Genomic DNA, 20,498 nt, shown 5'->3' with positions numbered 1-20,498 from the left:
GCTTTTCGTTAAACAAATTGGCATGAAGACTGTAGGATAAGTATGGAAACCACGAAGACACATACATCCTTTTATTATATACTCGCTCTCGGCCTTTTCACACTTGTGTTTAGTGCCTGCCGCAATACGGAAACAGGCACCAATATACCTGAAGCCACGATAGAAACGACCCTGGATACGGAGGACATGGAAGCTCCTGACCTGGGGGAAAAGGTGCCGCCAGCCACGGCCCGCATTATGGGGGAAGTGGTAAATATATTATTACCGGAAGAAGCCTCTGATCTGAACCACACCTATTGCGACAGCCTGCCCTGCCGTGCTGAAATAAGGGTGGTAAGCCTGATCGGATTGGGCGACGGTTTTGATGCTCAATTAGATATGGACGATACGATAACCGTATATTTCCCTACCCCGGCGCTCTCCACCGAAGAGCTGATTATGGAAGGTAGTTCCGACCTGAGAGAATATACTACCTCAGGCCTGCATACCGGCGACCTGTTCCGGGCAGACCTGCAGGTAAATGACGATGCCAGCAGCCTGGACGATAGCCCTTTCGTGGTAGGAAGATTAGTCAGGAGCGGGAAATAAGATTTATTTCCCGCTCAGATATGATGCGGCATCCCTCTCATAGGTATGATGGAAATGATCAGGCAAGCGATGCAGATGATAATTTTCGCCTAGTCCACTGCCCAGCCTGCTGCACACGCGTAAAGAGCAGGCTGCAGGTAGGGGTCGTTAGCAAGCTTATCCTCGATCAGTTTACAATTAAGGGCTGCTGTCGTAAAAGGCCCCAACCCCATAGCCGTACTCACAAGATGAAAGGTCTGTCCCAGATGGCCTAAATCCATATTGATCACCCGGTAGGCATGGCTGTTCTCATACTTCCACATATTCCGTTTAAGCATGGAAGTGAGAATACAAACCACCGAGGCATCTTTAACCCACTCCTGCTTAGAGCATACATGTACTCCCCACTCTCTGAAGTCTCCTGCCTCTATAAGGCCAAGGCTATGTGTTTTTGTGTTATAGTGATAAATACCTGCCTCCCAGCCTTCAACATTATTCACCACCACATATATTTCAGCCGGATGCCTGGCACCCCCTGAGGGACTGGTTTTGAAAATAACATCACCAATACTTCCACCATTCAACTCGCCTGTTTTACCAAAAGAGTAGTATAATAAATCACTGAACCGGAAGGAAGAAATGCTGCTCCCTGAAAACTTTCTACAGGTTCTGCGGGCCAGTAGGGTTTCCTGCAGGGTTAATGAGGGTAATGTGCCCGGACCAGGCAGATTTATATAGGCTAATCCTTCAATTTCATAATAGGGTGAAGGGGGGATTTTTTCACGGGCCTTTTTATCCAGCTCTGCATATACATACGTATTATTGGCTTCGAAGCTGACGTAATTTGTACGGGCGTGGTAGTGCCTTGCCGGCAGGTCCCATTCCCAGGAATCGATCGTAGCTTCACGTGCGGCTATATCGCTTCCCTGCTTTACTAAAATATCCCGCTCAAGTAAAGAATCAATTAGCTTTTCGGCCTCAGGTACATGCGAAAGTGCTTCTATTATTTTATGATAGGGCAGAAAATCACTGCACTTATCCAGTACACCCAATACAGGAGGACTTAAAACAGCCAATTTACCGGAAACATAATTTTCTCCGGTAAATTGTCCGTCATTATAGTAAAATATCAGCGCAGAGCTCCTTTTAAGGTGTGCCTGCATTATACACAGCAAGTATCTCCGCGGTATGTATAAGCAGCTACCTTAATATCTGCCCGCTCTTTACCATCTACTATAAAGGTGAGTTGTGCAGGTTTTTTAGGATCCCAGTTATGCCAGTGTTCTTCAAGAGCAGCATATTGTTCTTCAGACAACTTGACCTGGATTTTCTGATCGGCAGCCAACTCTTTTATCATTTTTGCTGACTCGTCAATCATTTTTTGCTTGTCGTTTTCCATAGGTAGTAAGGGTAGGTATTATAAAATTTTATTAATGTATTAATCTACAATAAATAAAGAACAAATACCATCACAACTTACTGAATTATAGAACCTTACTAAATAAACAGAAGGGTCTGAACAGCCCCTGGGGCTTTTTCACTTACCTTACCAGTTTCTGGGAGCAATAAGCTCTTCTATATCAGCCTCAGCGAACCCATAGGATTGAGCAATATATTCAAATTCGATAGCGATGATCTCTCTTGCTGCGGTCTCTATCTCACTACCTTGTGCGAAAAAATCATCCTCCAGATCATTAATTCTTTCCGTCGCTTCATGGGTAAGGGCATAAAGCGCCTCCAGATCCTTAGGCTTTTCGCTTTCTATCTGAAAGCACAGAGTCACTAATACGTTTTTCACTCTATCAACCAGCCCGTCAGGAAGTAATCATCATCGTACATTCCTTTCAGAAATTCATGGTTTTTCACCTGTTCATTGGTAAGATTTTGTTGATGCACTTGTATGTAGTTGTGTTGGTTATTACAAGAAAACGATAACAGTAAAAAGCTGACTAAGAAATAATGGCGTAACATTAGAGTAGTATGCTTAGCGAAAACCCAAATACGATAAAAACTGAGAGTGATAAATATACCAAATAGTAAACTATACGGAAATTTTTCCGCTTTTCATAGCTTTTTTGCCGGAGAATACCTAGCTCGATAACCCACCCAAAAGTGTATAATGCCTGTAAGGTCAAGCCCATTAGGAGATAGATAAAAGGGATACTAATGAAAGCAATATAAAAGCTGGCGTATCCTGTCAGCATCATAATAGCCGTATAGGCAATACGGGCTATTTCCCACCACAGAACCGTACCGGTATTCGTATACCAGTAAGTCGAGGCAGTAGGCATGAGATTGATCATTTTCATCATTCTACCATTCTCATCATAATTTATCTTATACGGCTCCTTTTTTGCCTTAGGTTTACCAGTACCATTCCACAGTCAATCAAATATAATGTATCTGGTAAATTTTACTTAGATAGGATCTTTATTAGCTACAAGGCAACCAATGCACCCCGCCACCGCCTACCTGAATACCGTTAAAATCGTAGCAATTTATTTGTAGCAGAAAAAATTGCCACATAATAAATGCCACAAAAATGTAGCATTTATTTTCTGCTGGGGTAAATTGCTACAAATAGTAAACGAATGGCTTCAAAATGGATCAATGAGTTACGCACAGACTTAGGCTGGACACAAACGCAAATGGCGGCCTACCTGGGTATAAAAAGAAGTTTATACTCCCTGGTAGAACTAGGCGAACGGGAGGTGTCCGCTAAAGCGAACATAAAGCTGCTGGAGTTATACCAGGCAGCGCAAACAGCTATGGAGGCTAAAGCTCAGGATGAAAGCCCCTTGAGCGAAACAGAAGCAGATGAACGGAAAGCCCTGGACGCATATATCCGGCTAAAAATCCTCGAAACCGAAGAGGCGCTGATACGTGCTAAACGCCAGCTGGAAGAAGCTGAAAAGACAAGGCAGAAGGTTTTACGTGCTATCAGGTTACAACCCATTCTGCAGGAAGTAATAGCTAAAGAGCCACAACCGATTCAAGGACTGCTGAAGCTGCAGACAATGAAAATGGAAAAACGGCTGCAGAAGGCTAGCCTTTCGAGGCTGCTGGAACTACGTGCGGCCGCTGATGCCCTTGAAGCAAAACTGATGAGCTACAAGAAGGGGATGGCCTGGGGGCTTTCTTAAATTACCTTACAGGTAAAGGTGGTTTTTTCACTTATTGACACTTCATATTCAATGGTATCGCCTATCCTACTGGATTTCCTCATCTCATCATCCTAGAGGTAAACAATCATACCATCATTCAAATGACTATTTTTATTAAACCTATCAATAGAGACAATAGCAGACTGCTTACGCTTTTTCATACCAGCCTTAATATCCTCGTTACATGTGCTGAGCTGCCTGCCGGATGAGATGAGGGTGAGTACCAGCATGGGTATAGAAAAAACACTACATATGGCAAAAAGCCAGGGAAGAGTGATCAAAAAGTCTTTTCCTTCCTTATAGTGCATATACGCACCGATGACCACGGGTACACCGATTAATATGAGAAGCCAGGTAATTACCTGACTTCTTTTATTTTTCATGATATGTTCTCTATCAAGTTTCAGCACCTCCCTGTCCTTATCCGATAAGGGGATAATTTCATCACTCATCAGGTATAATCAATTAAAGTCTATATAACTCACGGGCACCTCCAGAGTGAGCCAAACGCCATTTTCGGACTGGAAGAACACATGACCCTCCTCATGCATACGCCGGGAGTGTATGGTCAGTATGACAGGCTTGCCATAGCGCATACCTACTGCTTTGGCAGTCGCCTTATCTGCGGAAAGATGTACGTGATGCCGTGATTGCCGCTGCAGTCCGCCTGCCATAATAGAGGCTACATTCTTATCAGCCGTCCCGTGAAAGAGCGAATGAGGTGGTTCTTTGGGCATAAGGCCCAGGTCTACCGGAATGGAGTGCCCCTGATTGGCCCGGATCTTCCGACCGTCTTCCGAAAAAGAAAAGCGCTGTTTATTATTATGGCTGACGATAAATTCGAGCTTTTCACGGTCAAATCCGGGGTGCATATCTGACCGGGACTTTTCGATCAGTTCATCTATGTTAGCCCAGCCTCCCTTATCAAGGGTGATACCGATGGTTTCCGGTTTATGCCTGAGTATAAAGCTGAGGAATTTGGAAAGCCCTTTTGCTTCTTTAGCTTCCATAAAGTATTAAATATTAAGCACATGGCATAAGTTTCATCATCTATGATGCCAGTACGCCATATGGCAGGGTTAATTAAATTAACGAGACCTCCTCTACCTTGCCCCTCTGGAAGGTTGTGTGTCGGAAAAGTCAGATAGGCTGAAGGGTAAGGGCTATAATAAATAGAAAGCTGGGGCCATAAGCGAAATATATATTTTTACAAAGCGTCTAGTTCTTTTAATACCTGCCTGGTGATCTCTTTACGGCAGGCACCGAAGTCAGGATTCGGCGTTTCCCTGTCTTTTGTAATTCTGGTAGCAAAGAACCAAGTATTATCGGTTTTTTTCAAATAGCCTACCCACCAGCCGGTGTCTGTGCCACCGGCGCGTGTCCAGCCTGTTTTGGCTCGCAGAGTATATGCCTCGTTCTCTTCCACCACCATCATGTCTTCCAGTATATCATAGTGAGCTTCTGAAAAGGGAAAGGAGCGGTGATAGATGCCCATCACAGCCATTACCTGTTCTTCGGGCGAGACGCCAAACGGACCATAATTCCAGAAGTCCATACCCTCCACGGACAGGTCGCCGTTGCCATACCCTAACCTTTCGAGGTATTGCGCATAAGTTTCTTTGCCTACCTTTTTAGCCAACTCTATATAAGCCCATCCGGCAGACTTACGGAAGGCCTCCTCCAGCGGCATACTGTGATAGATATCCGGCCGGTGGCCGTATTTAGCCGTATCGTAGGCTACTGGCCAGTATATACTGTCCTTTTCACTGGCCACAGCTCCTTCTTTCAGCAGTATCAGGGTATTCAATATTTTAAAAGTAGAGGCGGGCAGGGTCCTGACTTTCATATCGGCTGTGTCACTGGTGTACCACTGCCCGGCACTGAGGTCGTAAATAGTGATGCTACCGGCTACCTGACAGCTACTGAGGTAGTTGTCCCAGCCTTCCATTAACACCACAGGAGCTTTATCATCATTATTATCCACCTCTTCCGGGCCAGGCTCATATTTATCTTCCATGGCACTGATGCCCACATAAAACAGGCTTGCAGCCAGCAGGCCGCCAAAAAAAGTGATCATACACCCATATTTCGCAATCTTTCTCCACATACTATTTATAAGGTCTGGTCCGGTACGAAGGTAAGGAAGCCTCGTAAATTTTCCAGGTTTATCCTCTTCGCTCCAACCCTACCCACCGCCGGCCGTTATCAAAAGGACATCTGATTGCCCAATGAATAAAGCCCTTCGTATCACCTTAGTATCCCTTAATCGCCTGCTTGGCGGCCCTAAGTCCGGGGCAGGAAGGCTGCGTGACCTGAAAGTAGACCTTAAACATGCCCTCAGCGACTTTTTTAACCTGAGTGTGGGGGTACTCGCTGCATCATTTGGCCTCAAGGGATTTCTTATACCCAATCACTTTATTGATGGCGGGGTGATGGGTATTTCCCTGATCGTGGATGTATTTACGGACATTCCCCTATCCCTTCTAATTTTCTTGTTTAACCTGCCCTTCCTGGCGCTGGCCTTTTGGGCGGTAAATAAGCGCTTTGCTTATAAAAGTATCCTGGGCATTATCATGCTATCCCTCGCCATTTACCTGATACCCTACCCTGCCATCACGCAGGACAAGATTCTGGTGGCCACCTTTGGCGGTTTCTTTCTGGGACTGGGCATAGGCCTGGCCATTCGCGGCGGAGCCATTATTGATGGCACAGAGGTGCTGGCTATTTATGTCAGCAAAAAAACCTCGCTAAGTGTAGGCAATGTAATTCTGATCTTTAACCTCTTTATATTTCTCACGGCGGCCTATGTATTCACAGTGCAGATCGCCCTATATGCCATACTTACCTACTTTGCAGCCAGTAAGACAGCGGACTTTGTCATAGATGGTATAGAGGAGTACACGGGAGTCATCATAATCTCTGACCATACGGACGGCATCAGGCAGGCTATCATTGAGCGCATGCACCGGGGCTGTACTATTCTTAAAGGTGAGAAGGGCTACAGCAAGGTAGAAGGCGTTCATGCAGAGACCCGTATCGTATATACGGTAATCACGCGCCTGGAGGTAGCGCGTCTGAAAACGGAAATAGATAAGGTGGACCCTAACGCCTTTCTCATCATGTCATCCGTGAAGGACACACGCGGGGGTATGATAAAGAAAACAGCCCTGAAGAAGATCAAATAAAGCCTTTGCTGTGACACTTTGCTAAAAGATCCGTTATAGGAAGTATGGGATCAATATTCAGAACATTACAAGCAAAAACAATTTTTTTCAAATTTGCCAGCCTGCTGGCCATATTATGTATGGTACTTATCACGTATGCTTGTGACTCTCAGGATGGTGAGGAACGGAAGCAAAATACAGCGGATACCACTGAGGCGGCAGAGCAGACCCCGGGTATGAGCACAGATATGTCTGAAAATGAGGCAAACGGTATAATAATGGCCATTGAGCCGCCTACCTTTATCGCCGACTCTATGGAGATGGCCCGAATTACAATAACCAATAATACTGACGAGGTGCTCACCTTTGGTGAACGGTTTCATGTGGAAGAGAGCAGCAACGGGGAATGGAATAAGCTTGACTACCTGGACGAAATCGCTTTTAATGATATCGCTATGGAAGTGCAGGCCGGACAGTCCAGGGAAATGAGCATTGACCTTCGCACAGGAGATTATTATACCTTTGATAAAGGTCTGTATCGCCTGTGCAAGCAAATGAACATGAACGGTACAGACACTACGCTATGCACTCAATTCCGGGTGGAATAAGACTACCCTATACAGCAGACCTTTTGGCTGCGCGGCGTTGCCTGTAGTATATAAACAGGATAAGTAACGCGGCCAGTATATACCATTCCGGCTCACTCATGCGGGCCACATCCTCCCCTGCATCCAGTGACGGATTTCCGGACAATACCTCTTCCTGCTTTTTCATCAGCATGGCTTTCTGCGCCTCTGTTTCTACCACGATGTATGAAGTGGCAGGGGTCATTACTTTAGAGAGGAAACTATACTTCACCATCTGCAGCCATTCATCACCTGCCACCTCGGGGTGCAGTATGTGAGCCATCTGCTTGGCCTGCAAGGCCAGGGCACTCTGCCAGCTTTTCTCATGTATGTCGGCTTCCGGTAAGGTAAACAGGTCATTTTTCAGCACCACACTCGCCCTGCCATCCAATCTCAGGTAATGAACCTTCCCCTCGTGTTCCCACTGTACCACGTCAAATTCACGGCTAAGCAGCCTATCATTGGTGACAGGCAAAGAGGGCTCTGAAATCAGGGAGTGAGTACGTAAAGACCCGTCGGGCTGCAGATGATAAAAGGCACTTGATTCGGGCACTGCAAATTGCATATCCGCAAAACTCTCCGGCCAGATTCCTTCAGACAAGCTGTCACTTATCACAATCATGACAGGGTATGCAGGGGCATTATCCTGGTAATGCCGGGCCAATATCTGTCGCATGGCCCTCTCTGCAAAAAAGCCGTTTTCAAGCGTAATTCCCGCTACTTGTTCACGCCATTTTTCCGTATAGTCCATGGTACGCACGGTACTATTCACCAAACTTATTTGTGCACCTTCTAACCTCTCTGTGCCTGCTTTACTGAAAGCATCCATTGCGCTGATAATATGATCATGACTGGCCCGCACAGAGGCATCAATTATAAAGTGGTAATATGGGGTACGATTAGCCGGGGGCAGAGCCGCCTTCCGGTCAGAGGGGATATACACGGCATGCTTACCATCTATAATTTCTGAATCCAAAACCTGTGCTTCTCCAAGCATCAGTGTATGATCGTCAATGATCAACTCCACCGGTTCTTTATGCACAAATTCAATACCTGTGCGCCTTACTTCACCTTTTAAAAAAGGAAATACACGAAACGCCACTTTATTGACGGTGAGATAGTATAATATACCCGGGTCCCTCCTATACCCCCGGATCTGAGTATACACCCATAGGGCCGATTTCTTTTCAGCCAGGATCCCGTATTCCTTTCTGTCTCCTACGTACAGATAATAGTCGCTTATGTAGCAGCCTTGGGGCAGGTTCAGTGTGGTAATGTATTCCCCATTCTGATCGCTGGTGCTGTAGTTGGTAATTTCCAGCGCTACCCAACTTCTCCATGTGCCGCTTGCTTCGTCATACTTGCTGCTTACCTCCGAATGGTTTATCCTTACCTCAGCTTCCTGAGGCTCATTCTGTCGCCGCTGTAGCCCTACATGTTCAGGCAGGGCAAACACGCGCTCTATCTTCTCCATCTTGGTATTGGATAGCACCAGGTTATCCATTACCAGCCAGTGATAAAACGTACTCAAGAAGGGGGTTCCAAAAGACACCCTACCCCTCGATGCCACCTGGGTATGTTGGCTGTTTCTGACCACTTTCAGCAGGGTCTTCCTATCCGGCTCATACGTTTTGCTATAATCAGGATAGTCCATATACTCCAGTATGGCAAAGAGCTCCTGCCGGTCATGCATATAAGTAGCGGTAATAAGGCCTGGTAGCACCAGAAAGCTTAAAGCAAGTAGTCCATAAAGTAACTTTTTGGAATAAAAGACAGATAGATCACGTATATCTTGCCATAACTCCCGCACATGCACTACTATAAGCAAGGAGGGGGATAACATTAAAAATCCTAAGCCAAAAGCGATGATGGCTATGATGGAAAGGGGCAGATAAGGAAGCAGTACGAAGAAAAAGTATAAGGTGTAGGAAAAGGTGATGCTCCTTCCGGTAAATACGGCCAGTCTGAGGCGCTTCTTACGAAGCGGAGGCAGGCATAGGAGGATCCCGTTTACAACGGCCAGAATAAAAAACCATGGATCACCAAAGTTACCAAACAGTCCATTCGAACTACCAAAATCATTATAAAGTAAACCCTGGTTCAGCGCAAGGCCTAGGAGAGGAAACACGATGGCAAAGGGCACCTTCCAGACGAGCGCATATTTATTTAGCCTGTCTGAGTTCTTATATACCAGTATATAACCGGCCCGGAATAACAGAAAGAGGAAACCCAGGGTAAGCGCGATGAATAATAAAAAAAGCGCATGCGTACCAAACCGCCCGGGATCAGGGTGCCAAAGGGAGGAAATGACACTAATATAAAAGAAGAAAAGAAGGGGTATGCTCACAGCGCCCGCAAGACTCAGCCAGCCAGCCTGGCTACTTCTGGATGGGGTAAGTTTATAGATCAGCTCTGCCATGACAAAAGCCAGGGTAGGCATTAAGAAAGTAAGCGGATATAAGGGAAGGTTTTCAGCTATCATCCAATCCGGAATGGCCCCACCGATGAGATCATCATAGTGAATCATCATCACGTACAGGAATACAGTATAGCCGCACAGAGCCACAGCAGCGTACCAAAGGCTTACTGGTTTTTTTCTTATGATCAGATAGACCGTATAGGCTGCATTCAGCAGGGCCATACAGCCAAGGATGCCCCCAAACACCTTCCATAAAAAGATGCTCTCAGGATTCAGTTCCGATTGAATGATGCTGTACTGCGCCCCATAGAGAAAAAACAGAATGCAAATCGGCAGGGTGTTTATGATAAACAGCCACCAGGGGTTAAACAGATTGCGCATGGAGGTTTTTACGTCTCAGGAATGTTTCAGAAATTATGTAGAGCAGCACCAGAAAAGTAATATGAGTAGCTATTCCCATCCCCTCGTGAAGGATGACCTCATCCAAGGCTACCCTTCTCACCATGGCAGGCTCAAAGGTCATGGACATGAGAATCCGGGAAGCATTCACCAAAATGGTGAAAACATACGCCAGGGCCAGGGTTATCGGCACGGCAGTTAAGACCCAGTGAGCTCTTTTCGTATACCTGAGCAAGAGGTACGTAAGCATCAAATAGCAGAGTAGCATCAGGTTATATCCGCTGCAAGATTTATCGATCATAAACCCATAAAAGGCATGATAATACCCCTGTTCCGGCATGTAAACTGAGTTGCTATCGGATAGCAGACAAACCAGAAAGTTGACCGGGGCCAGCAGAAACTGAAAGAAAGCTGTATCCGCCTGGCGGAACAGAAGTTTCAGGCCCAGAAAGATAAGTGTAGCCACCCCGAAGCCAAACATCCGGGGACGGGTAAGAGCATTTTTCATATTTATCAGTCCGGACAAATGTACATTGAAAACGCAAAACAGTCAGTAGAAGTATTACTAATACTTGTTTTTGTAATAATACAGGGGGTGCAGGCACTTTGCTCTCTGGAGCCAGGCCATGTTCTCCGAAGCTGGTAATTAAAGAATTATCGTTTTACCCCGGCCTAATTTTCTACTTCACGTGTGATGTACTCCGGCAGTGTTGCCACAGCAGCGGCAATGTCTTTCTCCAAACGGGCCTTATGGGTTTCGTCCTCCAGATAATCCGCATACCCTGAAATCAGGTAAAACCCAATTAGGCGATTAAAAACGTCCAGCTTAGCATCAGTGACCATAGCCAGCAGGGTAGCCTCAGTTACTTCCGGATACCGGGTTTCGCTAAGGGCCCGGGCAGTACGGCTCACGCTGCTGGTGTAGTGGTGCTCAGCAGGATCAGCTGTGCGCAGGGATATACCTATCATCAGGTCCAGCACCTGTATATTAAGCTCCTCCAGTTCCTTTATATAGGTCTGCCGCCTGGTCCATGCATAATTACCGTCGCTTAAGCGCTCAAAGCGATCATTCATAATATCCAGATGGGCTCGCAGGAAGACTTGCCAGTTGACAGTAGCGGCGGACAGCACTGCCATATTCACCGCATGGCGCCTTGGGCTGTCATCCATACTGCACATACCCATCACCCGGGTTTGTCGCATACGGCTCAGAAGTTTTTCCTTTTTTTTATCAGACAGGGCCTCCCAATTGTCAGGCATATCGACATTTCCATAGGTGGCATCACGGGTAAACTTAGAGGTGGTGGTGTCTATCAGACAGTCCGCATAGCCTACCTTATGGGCATATGTACTGGGCATGACCGCGGAGTGAAAAGTTTGTGGTATATAATAAGCCTCCATATATTCCTTTGAATATTCGTTTGCAGGATAATGTACTACATAATAGCCGGTGTCACCTTCCTTGTATACATCCGCATCACAATATAGGGAGTTGCCACTTCCTTCCATACCCATACTGAAAAGGCGGACCTTTTCCTCCTGGTCACGATTTGTATAAGCAGTAGAAATTACCAGCAGCGTGTCAGATATTTCTGCCACAGGGTACTTTTCCCTGAAGGCCTTCAGCGGAATGTGGTCCTTCATATCGGAAAAGGCCTCCTTCATATTGCCTTCGGTGAGGCTGATGTAAAACCCTTGTGCCTGAGGAACAGAAGCATAAGTACGGTTAAGATCGCATGTTTTGTAGGTTAGGTTCAGCGAGTCTACAATGCCACGCAATTCAAACATAGTACGTTTACTGTATATCAGGCCATTATCATAGGTGGTGAATTCCTGCCCTATGGCTTGGAAGGCAGTAGTAACCAAAAGGGTGAATAAGAGGAGGTTTCTCATGGTGTAGTAGTGGTTTTCTTTGCAAAAAGGACAGACAGGTTATAGAAATACTATACTCTGGATGCTCGCATAGAGGCTTTTCCATACAAGGACAAAAAATTTTCACCTGTCTGCTATCCTCTAAATTTTCCTTATCTTTTACACCTGAAATCATTCACACAAACCTGAAAAAAGAAAATACTATGTTGAACTTAGCCATCCTGCTGGAAGAAAGTGCGGTGCGTTACGCTGATAAAGAAGCCATTGTGTTTCAAGGACGCCCCCTGACATTTGCCCAGCTAAACGGCGCTGCCAACCAGGTAGCTGCCGGCCTTCGGCAGGCAGGTATCCGCCAGGGAGACAAAGTGGCCCTGAGCTGCGCGAACCTACCCTATTTTCCTATGGCTTATTACGGTATACTGAAAGCAGGTGCTACAGTAGTACCTCTTAATATCCTCCTTAAACCTGACGAGATCGCTTATCACCTGCAGGACAGCGAGGCCAAAGCCTACTTCTGCTTCCAGGGCACTGAGCAGCTTCCGCTTGGTCAGATGGGGTATGCTGCTTTTTCCCAGGTGGATAGCTGTGAACACTTCATTACCATTACGGTAGACCCGGCCGCTGAGTCACCCTACGAAGGCAGCAAGACCATGGGACAGCTCATGCATAATCAGCAGCCTGTGGACGATACGGTACAGACCCGGCCAGAAGACACGGCAGTCATCCTATACACCAGCGGCACTACCGGCAAGCCTAAGGGCGCCGAGCTTACCCACTTTAACATGTTTTACAATGCCCGGGCCAGTGTAGACCTCTTTGGGTTTACCAGCGAAGACCGTCAGCTTATCGTATTGCCCCTCTTCCACAGCTTTGGTCAAACGGTACAAATGAATGCGGGCATACTGGCAGGCGCCACTACCTACCTGCAGCCCCGTTTTGACCCGCAGGCTGTGTTCACTTCTCTTAAAGAAGACGCCATCAGCGTATTCGCCGGCGTCCCTACCATGTATTGGGCCATGCTTAACTTTAAGGAAGGCGAGCAATACACCAATGATATACGTAAAAGCCTGAGGCTGTCAGTCGCTGGTGGCTCTTCCCTGCCCCTCAAAGTCCTCGAAGACTTTGAAGCCAGATATGGGGTGCCTATCCTGGAAGGTTATGGCCTGTCCGAGTGCTCTCCTGTAGTAAGCTTTAACCACCTTGACCGTGAACGTAAGCCCGGCTCCATCGGTACGCCTATATGGGGTGTACAAATGATGGTGGCTGATGAGCAAGGGCAACCGGTGGCCAATGGAGAAAAAGGTGAATTACTCGTACGTGGCCATAATGTAATGAAAGGCTATTTTAACAAACCCGAAGCAAATGATAGTGCTTTACGTAACGACTGGCTGCATACCGGTGATGTGGCCACCCGTGACGACGACGGCTACTACTATATAGTGGACCGTACCAAAGACATGATCATCCGTGGAGGATTTAACGTGTACCCTCGCGAAGTAGAGGAGCAAATGATGCAACACCCTGCGGTGTCTATGGTAGCCGTAATTGGCGTACCTGATGATGAGAACGGGGAAGAAGTGAAAGCCTATGTTGTGCTTAAAGAAGGGCAGCAGGTAAGTAATGAGGAACTGAAAGCCTGGTGCAAAGAGAAAATGGCTGCCTATAAATACCCACGGCACATCGAGTTCAGAGACGCTCTGCCTATGACGGCTACCGGCAAGATCCTGAAAAAGGAACTGAAAGCTGAAATGGCAACTGCCTGATCTGATTAGTATCGCAAATTTCTTAATGTCGTTCGCCCCCGCGGACGACATTTTTTTTGGAAAAATCAATAGCCGCTACCTATCATTTCCACTAAAATCCTGATTGGTGTAAGAATACGCCGCATTAAGAACCATTTAAAGTATAAATTAAAATTAGTTTTGTTCAAACACCTAATCTAATTTTAACTATATGAAGCTGGAAAAGAAAGTCACTCTTCTGATGTGTGGCGTGCTTACCATCGTTGCTTTGCTTGTCAGCGGTGTCTCCCTTTATTTTATCAAACAGCAAACCGACAAGGAGATAAAAGATTTCAGAGACAGGGAGATGGCCAACCTCCGCACGCACCTCAAGGATATTGTAGATGTGGGGTATGGCGTACTTCACTCTCAGTATGAACAGGCCAATGACTCAAACCACCAGCTTGAATATATTAAAAAGAACCTCATCCCTGACGACAGCCTGCACCGGGCTGCCTCCGATGACAGCCTTCTCACAGTATATGGCGCCCAGGCAAGAGAGGGGATTATAAACGAAGCCTTAAGGATATTAAAGGACTCTCGCTTTGACTCAGGAAACGGCTACTTCTGGATCACTAACTCCCAGCTACCCTACCCTACTATGATCATGCACGCAGCCAAGCCTCAGAATGAAGGTAAGGTTATGAGTGCTGAAAAGTATAACACGGAAAAGTACGATAGTAAAAACATCTATCAGGCACGGGTGGAAGGTGCACTGGCAGAAGGTGAGGCTTTCGTAGAATATGTAATCGAAAAGCCAGAGACTGGCGAGAAGGAGGAAAAAATAAGCTACTCAAGGCTCTATAAACCGCTCGGGTGGATCATTTCATCAGGCGTTTATACAGATAGTGTGGCGGCTATGGCGGCTGAAATGAAAACAGAGTACTACAATGACCTGCGCCGTACCTACCTGATCATTGTACTGGCCACTTTTGCCGCGCTTGTTTTTGCTTCTATACTTACATACAGGTTTACCAGCAGTATTGTACAGATGATAAACCAGGTGAAAGACCGCCTTAAAAGGCTCGCAAGAGGTGAAAAGGTGGAACTTATCCAAAGAAAAGCTAAAAATGAGATCGGGGAGATGACAGAATCCCTGAATAACCTGGTGGAGGGCACCAATTCCTATGTGGATTTTGCAAAAGAGATAGGCAACGGAAACCTGACCCATGAATTCACTCCTTTGAGTGAACAGGATGTGCTCGGCAATGAATTACTTCAGATGCGAGAGAAGCTGCAAAAAACCTCTGAAGAAGAAAAGCAACGTAGCTGGAGTACACAGGGCATGGCTATGTTCGGGGACATCCTCCGCAGCAATCAGGAAAATACCGTCAAACTCTGTGATGAGGTTCTCAGGGCGTTGGCAAAGTACGTAGGCATAAATCAGGCTGCCATCTACCTGGCCGAGGAGCGCCCCGGCGGGGATGGTGTGCAGCTCGTGATGACCTCCGTGTATGCTTATGATCGTAAGAAATTCATGGAGCGAACAATTGAGATAGGCCAGGGACTGGCCGGGCAGTGCTATCTAGAAAAAGAAACCACTGTGCTTACAGAAGTTCCGGATGACTACCTCACTATCACTTCAGGACTGGGTGAGGCCACTCCAAAAAATATCGTTCTTTTTCCCGTGAAATATAATGATGATATATTCGGTGTGATGGAGATAGCTTCTTTTAATGTCTTCAAAGACTATGAAGTAGCTATGATCGAGCGATTATGCGAAAGTCTCGCCTCTACAGTGGGATCAGTAAGAACCAATGAAACCACGCGTGATCTGCTGGAAAAAGCCCAGATGATGGCAGACGAAATGAAAGCTCAGGAAGAAGAGCTACGTCAGAACCAGGAAGAGATGCAGGCCACCCAGGAAGAGATGCTGCGTAACCAGCAGGAACTTACCGAGGAAAACCAGGCCCTGAAAGCCGAACTGGATTCGCTTAAAGCTTCTGAAACAACTAAAGGATAACCTAACGTATGACTCTTACACGCCTGATTCTTTCAGGAATTCTCCTGCTGACCTGTACCCAATTGTCACTGGCCCAGTTTACGCTAGGGGCTGAAATGAGGCCTAGAGCCCAGTTTCGCAATGGCTACCGCACATTAAAAGCAGAAGGTGATGACCCGTCTTTCTTTATCTCACAGCGGACGCGGCTTAATGCATTTTACCAGAAAGACGACCTGTTTACTACCTACATCTCGCTGCAGGATGTGCGCATATGGGGCGATCAGGACCAACTGGCTGATGAGCCATCTACCGGTGTATTTGAGGCATGGGCCCGACTAAAACTGCTTAACAAGCTATACCTGAAAGCGGGCCGTCAGGAATTGAGCTACGAAGACGGGTACCTGCTGGGCCGCCTTAACTGGAGGCAAACCGGCCGCAGCCACGATGCCGGTATATTTCAGTACGCTGACAGTACCTTTCAGGCCGATCTGGGGCTGGCCTTTAACCAGGATAAAGGAAATATATTCGGCACATACTACGAAGGAGATTATTACAAGTCTTTGCAATTCTTATGGATGAAAAAGTCCTGGAAGCACCTCGAAGCATCCTTTCTATTCATCAACCGGGGCATGCAAATGGCGGACAGCTCGCAAAATTTTGAGCAGACCTTCGGGCCTACCCTTGCATACAGTAAAGAACGGTTTTCGCTAAAAGCGAGAGCCTACCTGCAACGAGGCAAAAATGCGGACGACCTAAGGGTAAATGCCCACTTCTGGTCTGCTATGGCGGCGTACAGGTTTTCGGATCAATGGACATGGAAGGCAGGGGCTGACGTTCTTTCCGGTATGTCCTATTCAGACGCTGCTTCCCCTACCCTTACAGAAACACGTACATTTGATATACTATATGGCCTGCGACATGGCCACTTTGGCTTCATGGATTATTTCTACCTTAATTTTACACCTACTACAGGCCTGATAGACGCCATGGTAAAAGGAAGCTATTCCCCAAAGAAGAACCTCAAACTCAATGCAGATATACACTCATTCTCCAGCTATGCCCAACTACCAGTGGAAGAACCTGGCAATGAGAGATATGAAAAACATCTGGGCGTAGAAACAGACTTATATCTGAGCTATTCGCCAAATGATGAGCTAACCCTTACCGGAGGTTATTCTCACATGCTGGCTACCGAATCTATGGAAGTGGTGAAAGGCGGACAATCCAACGGATTGAATAACTGGGTATGGCTTGCGCTAACCTTTAAGCCTGTTTTTATTTCCACAGATAAAGAATAAGAAAAGCCCTGCAATATCCAAAATTTGGATATTGCAGGGCACCATCTTTGTCCGGAAACCAACCTTCTTACATCAAAGCATACAGGAAGTTATCGCAATATTGACCTGCCTTTAACTGCCTTAAAAACCTTTAGGTAAAGCCAGGCTAATCCCTGAAAATCTTCCTGTCTGCCACAAAGGTACCGAAGGGAAGTACGGAAGCCAGCAAGGCCAGAAATGAGACTTTTACCGTCCAGGATCGCCGAACAGCCACTACTAATACCAGCATAACGTAGGCTATAAATAGTACCCCATGGGCCATGCCCGTTATCCGCACCATATCCGGTTGGTCAAAGGCATATTTGAGGGGCATCGCAATAAACAATAGAACAAGAAAGGATATACCCTCTAAAAGGGCCGTAATTCTCAGCGCAGGTATCATAACTCAATGTAAACTCAAGAGGGACTACTATTCAGAGAGTAAATCTAATAAGCCGACCGGTAATTCCCATCAGGACTAATCAGATTACACTATGTAATCATCCTGCTTTTTGTAAATGTAAGCTTGAAGAAATGAAAAATGTATAGCAACTGCATGTTATAACAGTTAACCACACCACTTTCTGTACATCCGTTTGACTACCTAAGTAACATCAAACAGGAAGCATTTGTATTTAACTAACTGGTTCCTAACACTTATAATAATATCACCATCCCAATTAAAGCTAAAAAAAGCACACTTGTAGAGGGCTATCTTAATCCGTACGGTTCGCTTGCCTCATTCGTGTCATATTTGTTTCGTGGCTTTTAAGATAGCCATAACGAATTATACCTGAGAGGCACCTTAACTTTTTAGCGCATGAGTTCATACTCTTCCAATAAGGATATGACGTTGAAAGGCGAAAAAACACTGCTGAGCATTCCGGCGACCTTTTTGGGAATCCTGGCCCTCACAGCAGCCATTTTGCTATTATTTTGGAATGAATCCCGTAACCGCAGAGACACCGAGCAACTTCAGCAAGCGGCTGCAGGCATGAGCCCCTTTTCAGATATGCCCCAGAACCAGGAACCCGTACCCGGGCAGCTATACTGGGTATCTGATGAACTTACCAGTGCTGACTTACTAACAGACCCTCAGTTCGGCATTACCGTCAGGGGTCTGAAAATGAAAAGAAGGGTTGAAACGTATCAGTGGGTGGAAGAACCTGCACGGGTAAATACTTATGCCCATGCGCTCGCTTACGAAAAGGAGTATACCTACAGCAAAGTCTGGCGTGAGGGCCTGATAGACAGCCGTAGTTTTAAACGTCGCGAAGAGCACTTAAACCCAATGAAAATCCCGGTGGATGGGTTGGTGATACAGTCTGAAAAAGTGTATGCCGGAAGCTACCCCGTCAGCAGCAGGCTACTGGCATCGGCAGATAACTATATGCCCTATATACCTGAGCATCTTGATTCAGAAACTCCATCCTTACCCGCCGGAGTATTGTATATAGGGGAAGGTAGTCCCGAGAACCCTAAGATTGGTGATACAAAGGTATGGTGGGAGGTTGTGCCGGAAGGGACTTACAGCCTGCTCTCAACCTATAAGGAAGGGATGCTGGAGCCCTACGAAGCCAAACCGGGTCAGCAAATCGGTATTGTTATGCCGGGTGTTGTCACAAAAAAGGTTATGTTGAATCACCTGAAAGATAATCAAAAGTTGCTCACCTGGTATTTACGCGCACTAGGTACCATCCTTTGCCTTTTTGCCCTTTACCTTTTCAAGCTGGCAAGGAGTCGCCAGCGCCTGGCCAGCTCACCCTACGCAATAGGATAAAGACCCATGGTTGATTAAAAACTCCTATTTTTCCGGAAAAACTGCCTTGCTTACCAGGTGTGCATCCTGTAGTCTTGGCTGCTCCAGAGGCATAGAAAATGTAAATCGGGTACCAGTGCCTGATACAGAGTCCACCACAATAGAGCCATTCAGTCTTTCAGCTACCTCACGGGCAATATAGAGGCCCAGGCCTGTGCCATCTGAAGTTTCCGCCCCGCGGTAGAACATCTCGAAGATCCTCACTGTCTGCTCAGCTGGTATGCCGGGGCCGTTATCTTCTACCGTCATCAGCAAGCTCCCATTTTTCACCACCAGTTCTATTCTGATAAAAGGATCCTCCCTATCAAGCCTGTGGTACTTAATGGCATTGCTAATCAGGTTGTTTAATATTATCGTCAGTCGATACTTATCAGCAAAAACCGGAGCCCCTATCCTATCATCTATTTGAAGCCGGATCAATTCTGCACCTGGCATAAAACGCAGGCCTCTTACCACCTCATCTATCAATTCCGGCACTGCCAGATATTCCGGATTCACTACCTGGCGACTATTTCGCGAATAGGTAGTGATTTCAAAAATGAACTTTTCAAGATGATCCACACGCTCCTCCATCATATTCAGATAGTCAACCTCAGCGGGCATTTCGTCCCGTCTGGCCAAGTCAATCAGCCCCTTTATGGAAGCAAGCGGGGCTTTGAGGTCATGAGAAGCACTATAGACAAACCGGTCAAGTTCCTTATTCGCCTTTTCCAATTGGCGATTTTTATACCCCAGATCCTCAGTAAGGGTCCTCAGTCTTTCCTGATTATGTTCCAGGTTACTTTCAGCTCGCAGGTGAGCTTTCACCATAAAGTCTACAATGAAGTACAGGGTAACAGCAGCACTCAGGTAATTCAGCAGGAAGGAATAGGCATGGTCACCTGTGATACGGTAAGGAATAATAGAGGATTCATAGCCGGTGACTTCCAGAGCAAGAATAAGGATGATCGGAAGTAGACTCATGGTCCATCGGATCAACTGCTTATGATACTCAAATAGTACGAAAGGAAGGCAAACCATAGGCATGAAGAGGAAATACATGCCATAACTGCGCGGTACCATATTAGCTACCACATAAAACGCCAGGTTTATGAAAACGACCAGGTATAATCTGCTAAATATAAAATACCCTCGCCTGTTGAACAGGTAGATCAGTACAATATTGAAAAGCAACACCATATCAATACCTACACCTACCCACACCCTGTGGTAAGCATCCAGTATTACATGTGCTACTGCGGCCAGTATACCCAATAGTAAAACCTGGGTCATCAGACGCTGCTGGTAAACAAATTTTAAAGACGAGCTGGCAAGTTGTGATTCTTTGAATTGTGAAATTCGCTTGCTTAATCCCATTTATTAAACCTAATTCTTTCTCCTCTTTTCCTTCAGTTGGTCTCTTCTTTAAAATAGGTACATGCCGGTTTTA

Annotated in this window: 19 protein-coding genes; 8 read left to right on the top strand and 11 right to left on the bottom strand. The window is 46.3% G+C overall.

Annotation, left to right across the window (positions count from 1 at the left end; genetic code table 11):
• Nucleotides 1-42: 42 nt before the first annotated feature.
• Nucleotides 43-588 carry a hypothetical protein gene (locus AB9P05_RS18565; RefSeq protein ID WP_371910335.1) on the top strand — a complete coding sequence of 182 codons (546 nt, stop codon included), beginning with the start codon at nt 43-45 and terminating at the stop codon, nt 586-588.
• A gap of 89 nt (nt 589-677) precedes the next feature.
• On the opposite strand, the gene AB9P05_RS18560 is transcribed toward AB9P05_RS18565, so the two are convergent.
• The 3 genes from AB9P05_RS18560 to AB9P05_RS18550 form a co-directional block, all read right to left on the bottom strand.
• Nucleotides 678-1,730 carry a SagB family peptide dehydrogenase gene (locus AB9P05_RS18560; RefSeq protein ID WP_371910334.1) on the bottom strand — a complete coding sequence of 351 codons (1,053 nt, stop codon included), beginning with the start codon at nt 1,728-1,730 and terminating at the stop codon, nt 678-680.
• Nucleotides 1,730-1,966 carry a hypothetical protein gene (locus AB9P05_RS18555; protein ID WP_371910333.1) on the bottom strand — a complete coding sequence of 79 codons (237 nt, stop codon included), beginning with the start codon at nt 1,964-1,966 and terminating at the stop codon, nt 1,730-1,732. The genes AB9P05_RS18560 and AB9P05_RS18555 overlap by 1 nt, the downstream gene beginning before the upstream one ends.
• A 147-nt stretch (nt 1,967-2,113) precedes the next feature.
• The gene (locus tag AB9P05_RS18550) at nt 2,114-2,365 is read right to left on the bottom strand and encodes a DUF5713 family protein (protein ID WP_371910332.1); all 252 of its coding nucleotides are present in this window, start codon (nt 2,363-2,365) and stop codon (nt 2,114-2,116) included.
• A 793-nt stretch (nt 2,366-3,158) separates the two neighbouring features.
• Between AB9P05_RS18550 and AB9P05_RS18545 the strand changes: the two genes are divergently transcribed.
• Nucleotides 3,159-3,710, top strand: a complete 552-nt coding sequence (locus AB9P05_RS18545; protein ID WP_371910331.1) for a helix-turn-helix domain-containing protein — start codon at nt 3,159-3,161, stop codon at nt 3,708-3,710.
• 92 nt (nt 3,711-3,802) lie between these two features.
• On the opposite strand, the gene AB9P05_RS18540 is transcribed toward AB9P05_RS18545, so the two are convergent.
• From AB9P05_RS18540 to AB9P05_RS18530, 3 genes are all read right to left on the bottom strand, one after another.
• Nucleotides 3,803-4,183: a hypothetical protein gene (locus tag AB9P05_RS18540; RefSeq protein WP_371910330.1), complete on the bottom strand. Its 381-nt coding sequence runs from the start codon at nt 4,181-4,183 to the stop codon at nt 3,803-3,805.
• A 9-nt stretch (nt 4,184-4,192) separates the two neighbouring features.
• The gene (locus tag AB9P05_RS18535; RefSeq protein ID WP_371910329.1) at nt 4,193-4,741 is read right to left on the bottom strand and encodes an RNA 2'-phosphotransferase; all 549 of its coding nucleotides are present in this window, start codon (nt 4,739-4,741) and stop codon (nt 4,193-4,195) included.
• 197 nt (nt 4,742-4,938) lie between these two features.
• A complete protein-coding gene (locus tag AB9P05_RS18530) occupies nt 4,939-5,838 on the bottom strand; it encodes a penicillin-binding transpeptidase domain-containing protein (protein WP_371910328.1) in 900 nt (299 codons plus the stop codon).
• Between the two features lie 121 nt (nt 5,839-5,959).
• Here AB9P05_RS18530 and AB9P05_RS18525 point away from each other — a divergent pair, with 121 nt between their 5' ends.
• The gene (locus tag AB9P05_RS18525; protein ID WP_371910327.1) at nt 5,960-6,916 is read left to right on the top strand and encodes a YitT family protein; all 957 of its coding nucleotides are present in this window, start codon (nt 5,960-5,962) and stop codon (nt 6,914-6,916) included.
• A gap of 44 nt (nt 6,917-6,960) precedes the next feature.
• Complete coding sequence (locus tag AB9P05_RS18520; RefSeq protein WP_371910326.1) at nt 6,961-7,503, top strand: immunoglobulin-like domain-containing protein; 543 nt, start codon at nt 6,961-6,963, stop codon at nt 7,501-7,503.
• 7 nt (nt 7,504-7,510) lie between these two features.
• Here the strand turns inward: AB9P05_RS18520 and AB9P05_RS18515 are convergent, their stop codons facing one another.
• The 3 genes from AB9P05_RS18515 to AB9P05_RS18505 all read right to left on the bottom strand — a co-directional run bounded on the left by AB9P05_RS18515 (nt 7,511) and on the right by AB9P05_RS18505 (nt 12,232).
• Nucleotides 7,511-10,321, bottom strand: coding sequence for an MSEP-CTERM sorting domain-containing protein (locus tag AB9P05_RS18515; protein WP_371910325.1), 2,811 nt, complete (start codon nt 10,319-10,321; stop codon nt 7,511-7,513).
• Nucleotides 10,305-10,847, bottom strand: coding sequence for an exosortase K (gene xrtK / locus AB9P05_RS18510; RefSeq protein WP_371910324.1), 543 nt, complete (start codon nt 10,845-10,847; stop codon nt 10,305-10,307). The genes AB9P05_RS18515 and xrtK overlap by 17 nt, the downstream gene beginning before the upstream one ends.
• A gap of 164 nt (nt 10,848-11,011) precedes the next feature.
• Nucleotides 11,012-12,232, bottom strand: a complete 1,221-nt coding sequence (locus tag AB9P05_RS18505) for a hypothetical protein (protein WP_371910323.1) — start codon at nt 12,230-12,232, stop codon at nt 11,012-11,014.
• A gap of 182 nt (nt 12,233-12,414) precedes the next feature.
• On the opposite strand from AB9P05_RS18505, the gene AB9P05_RS18500 reads away from it, so the two are divergent.
• From AB9P05_RS18500 to AB9P05_RS18490, 3 genes are all read left to right on the top strand, one after another.
• Nucleotides 12,415-13,974: a long-chain fatty acid--CoA ligase gene (locus AB9P05_RS18500; RefSeq protein ID WP_371910322.1), complete on the top strand. Its 1,560-nt coding sequence runs from the start codon at nt 12,415-12,417 to the stop codon at nt 13,972-13,974.
• Between the two features lie 190 nt (nt 13,975-14,164).
• Nucleotides 14,165-15,955: a cache domain-containing protein gene (locus AB9P05_RS18495; RefSeq protein ID WP_371910321.1), complete on the top strand. Its 1,791-nt coding sequence runs from the start codon at nt 14,165-14,167 to the stop codon at nt 15,953-15,955.
• 8 nt (nt 15,956-15,963) lie between these two features.
• The gene (locus AB9P05_RS18490; protein WP_371910320.1) at nt 15,964-17,232 is read left to right on the top strand and encodes an alginate export family protein; all 1,269 of its coding nucleotides are present in this window, start codon (nt 15,964-15,966) and stop codon (nt 17,230-17,232) included.
• Nucleotides 17,233-17,377: 145 nt separating this feature from the next.
• Here AB9P05_RS18490 and AB9P05_RS18485 read toward each other — a convergent pair whose 3' ends face one another.
• Entirely contained in the window at nt 17,378-17,653 is a 276-nt protein-coding gene (locus tag AB9P05_RS18485; RefSeq protein WP_371910319.1) for a DUF3817 domain-containing protein, read from the bottom strand.
• A 417-nt stretch (nt 17,654-18,070) separates the two neighbouring features.
• Here AB9P05_RS18485 and AB9P05_RS18480 point away from each other — a divergent pair, with 417 nt between their 5' ends.
• Nucleotides 18,071-19,030 (top strand): TMEM43 family protein, encoded by a 960-nt coding sequence (locus AB9P05_RS18480; protein ID WP_371910318.1) that lies wholly within the window; start codon nt 18,071-18,073, stop codon nt 19,028-19,030.
• Nucleotides 19,031-19,054: 24 nt separating this feature from the next.
• Here AB9P05_RS18480 and AB9P05_RS18475 read toward each other — a convergent pair whose 3' ends face one another.
• On the bottom strand, nt 19,055-20,425 hold the full coding sequence (locus tag AB9P05_RS18475) for a sensor histidine kinase (RefSeq protein WP_371910317.1): 1,371 nt from the start codon (nt 20,423-20,425) through the stop codon (nt 19,055-19,057).
• Nucleotides 20,426-20,498: the final 73 nt, after the last annotated feature.

It is taken from the genome of Roseivirga sp. BDSF3-8, assembly GCF_041449215.1.
Classification (GTDB): domain Bacteria; phylum Bacteroidota; class Bacteroidia; order Cytophagales; family Cyclobacteriaceae; genus JBGNFV01.
This window is presented reverse-complemented; position numbering and strand designations above follow the sequence as displayed.

What these genes read in the sequence shown, in the direction of transcription:
- AB9P05_RS18520 (WP_371910326.1), top strand. Translation starts at nt 6,961, where the DNA reads ATGGGATCAATATTCAGAACATTACAAGCAAAAACAATTTTTTTCAAA.
- AB9P05_RS18495 (WP_371910321.1), top strand. Translation starts at nt 14,165, where the DNA reads ATGAAGCTGGAAAAGAAAGTCACTCTTCTGATGTGTGGCGTGCTTACC.
- xrtK (WP_371910324.1), bottom strand. Translation starts at nt 10,847, where the DNA reads ATGAAAAATGCTCTTACCCGTCCCCGGATGTTTGGCTTCGGGGTGGCT.
- AB9P05_RS18530 (WP_371910328.1), bottom strand. Translation starts at nt 5,838, where the DNA reads ATGTGGAGAAAGATTGCGAAATATGGGTGTATGATCACTTTTTTTGGC.
- AB9P05_RS18560 (WP_371910334.1), bottom strand. Translation starts at nt 1,730, where the DNA reads ATGCAGGCACACCTTAAAAGGAGCTCTGCGCTGATATTTTACTATAAT.
- AB9P05_RS18565 (WP_371910335.1), top strand. Translation starts at nt 43, where the DNA reads ATGGAAACCACGAAGACACATACATCCTTTTATTATATACTCGCTCTC.
- AB9P05_RS18480 (WP_371910318.1), top strand. Translation starts at nt 18,071, where the DNA reads ATGAGTTCATACTCTTCCAATAAGGATATGACGTTGAAAGGCGAAAAA.
- AB9P05_RS18535 (WP_371910329.1), bottom strand. Translation starts at nt 4,741, where the DNA reads ATGGAAGCTAAAGAAGCAAAAGGGCTTTCCAAATTCCTCAGCTTTATA.
- AB9P05_RS18505 (WP_371910323.1), bottom strand. Translation starts at nt 12,232, where the DNA reads ATGAGAAACCTCCTCTTATTCACCCTTTTGGTTACTACTGCCTTCCAA.
- AB9P05_RS18525 (WP_371910327.1), top strand. Translation starts at nt 5,960, where the DNA reads ATGAATAAAGCCCTTCGTATCACCTTAGTATCCCTTAATCGCCTGCTT.
- AB9P05_RS18540 (WP_371910330.1), bottom strand. Translation starts at nt 4,183, where the DNA reads ATGAGTGATGAAATTATCCCCTTATCGGATAAGGACAGGGAGGTGCTG.
- AB9P05_RS18490 (WP_371910320.1), top strand. Translation starts at nt 15,964, where the DNA reads ATGACTCTTACACGCCTGATTCTTTCAGGAATTCTCCTGCTGACCTGT.
- AB9P05_RS18485 (WP_371910319.1), bottom strand. Translation starts at nt 17,653, where the DNA reads ATGATACCTGCGCTGAGAATTACGGCCCTTTTAGAGGGTATATCCTTT.
- AB9P05_RS18500 (WP_371910322.1), top strand. Translation starts at nt 12,415, where the DNA reads ATGTTGAACTTAGCCATCCTGCTGGAAGAAAGTGCGGTGCGTTACGCT.
- AB9P05_RS18515 (WP_371910325.1), bottom strand. Translation starts at nt 10,321, where the DNA reads ATGCGCAATCTGTTTAACCCCTGGTGGCTGTTTATCATAAACACCCTG.
- AB9P05_RS18555 (WP_371910333.1), bottom strand. Translation starts at nt 1,966, where the DNA reads ATGGAAAACGACAAGCAAAAAATGATTGACGAGTCAGCAAAAATGATA.
- AB9P05_RS18475 (WP_371910317.1), bottom strand. Translation starts at nt 20,425, where the DNA reads ATGGGATTAAGCAAGCGAATTTCACAATTCAAAGAATCACAACTTGCC.
- AB9P05_RS18545 (WP_371910331.1), top strand. Translation starts at nt 3,159, where the DNA reads ATGGCTTCAAAATGGATCAATGAGTTACGCACAGACTTAGGCTGGACA.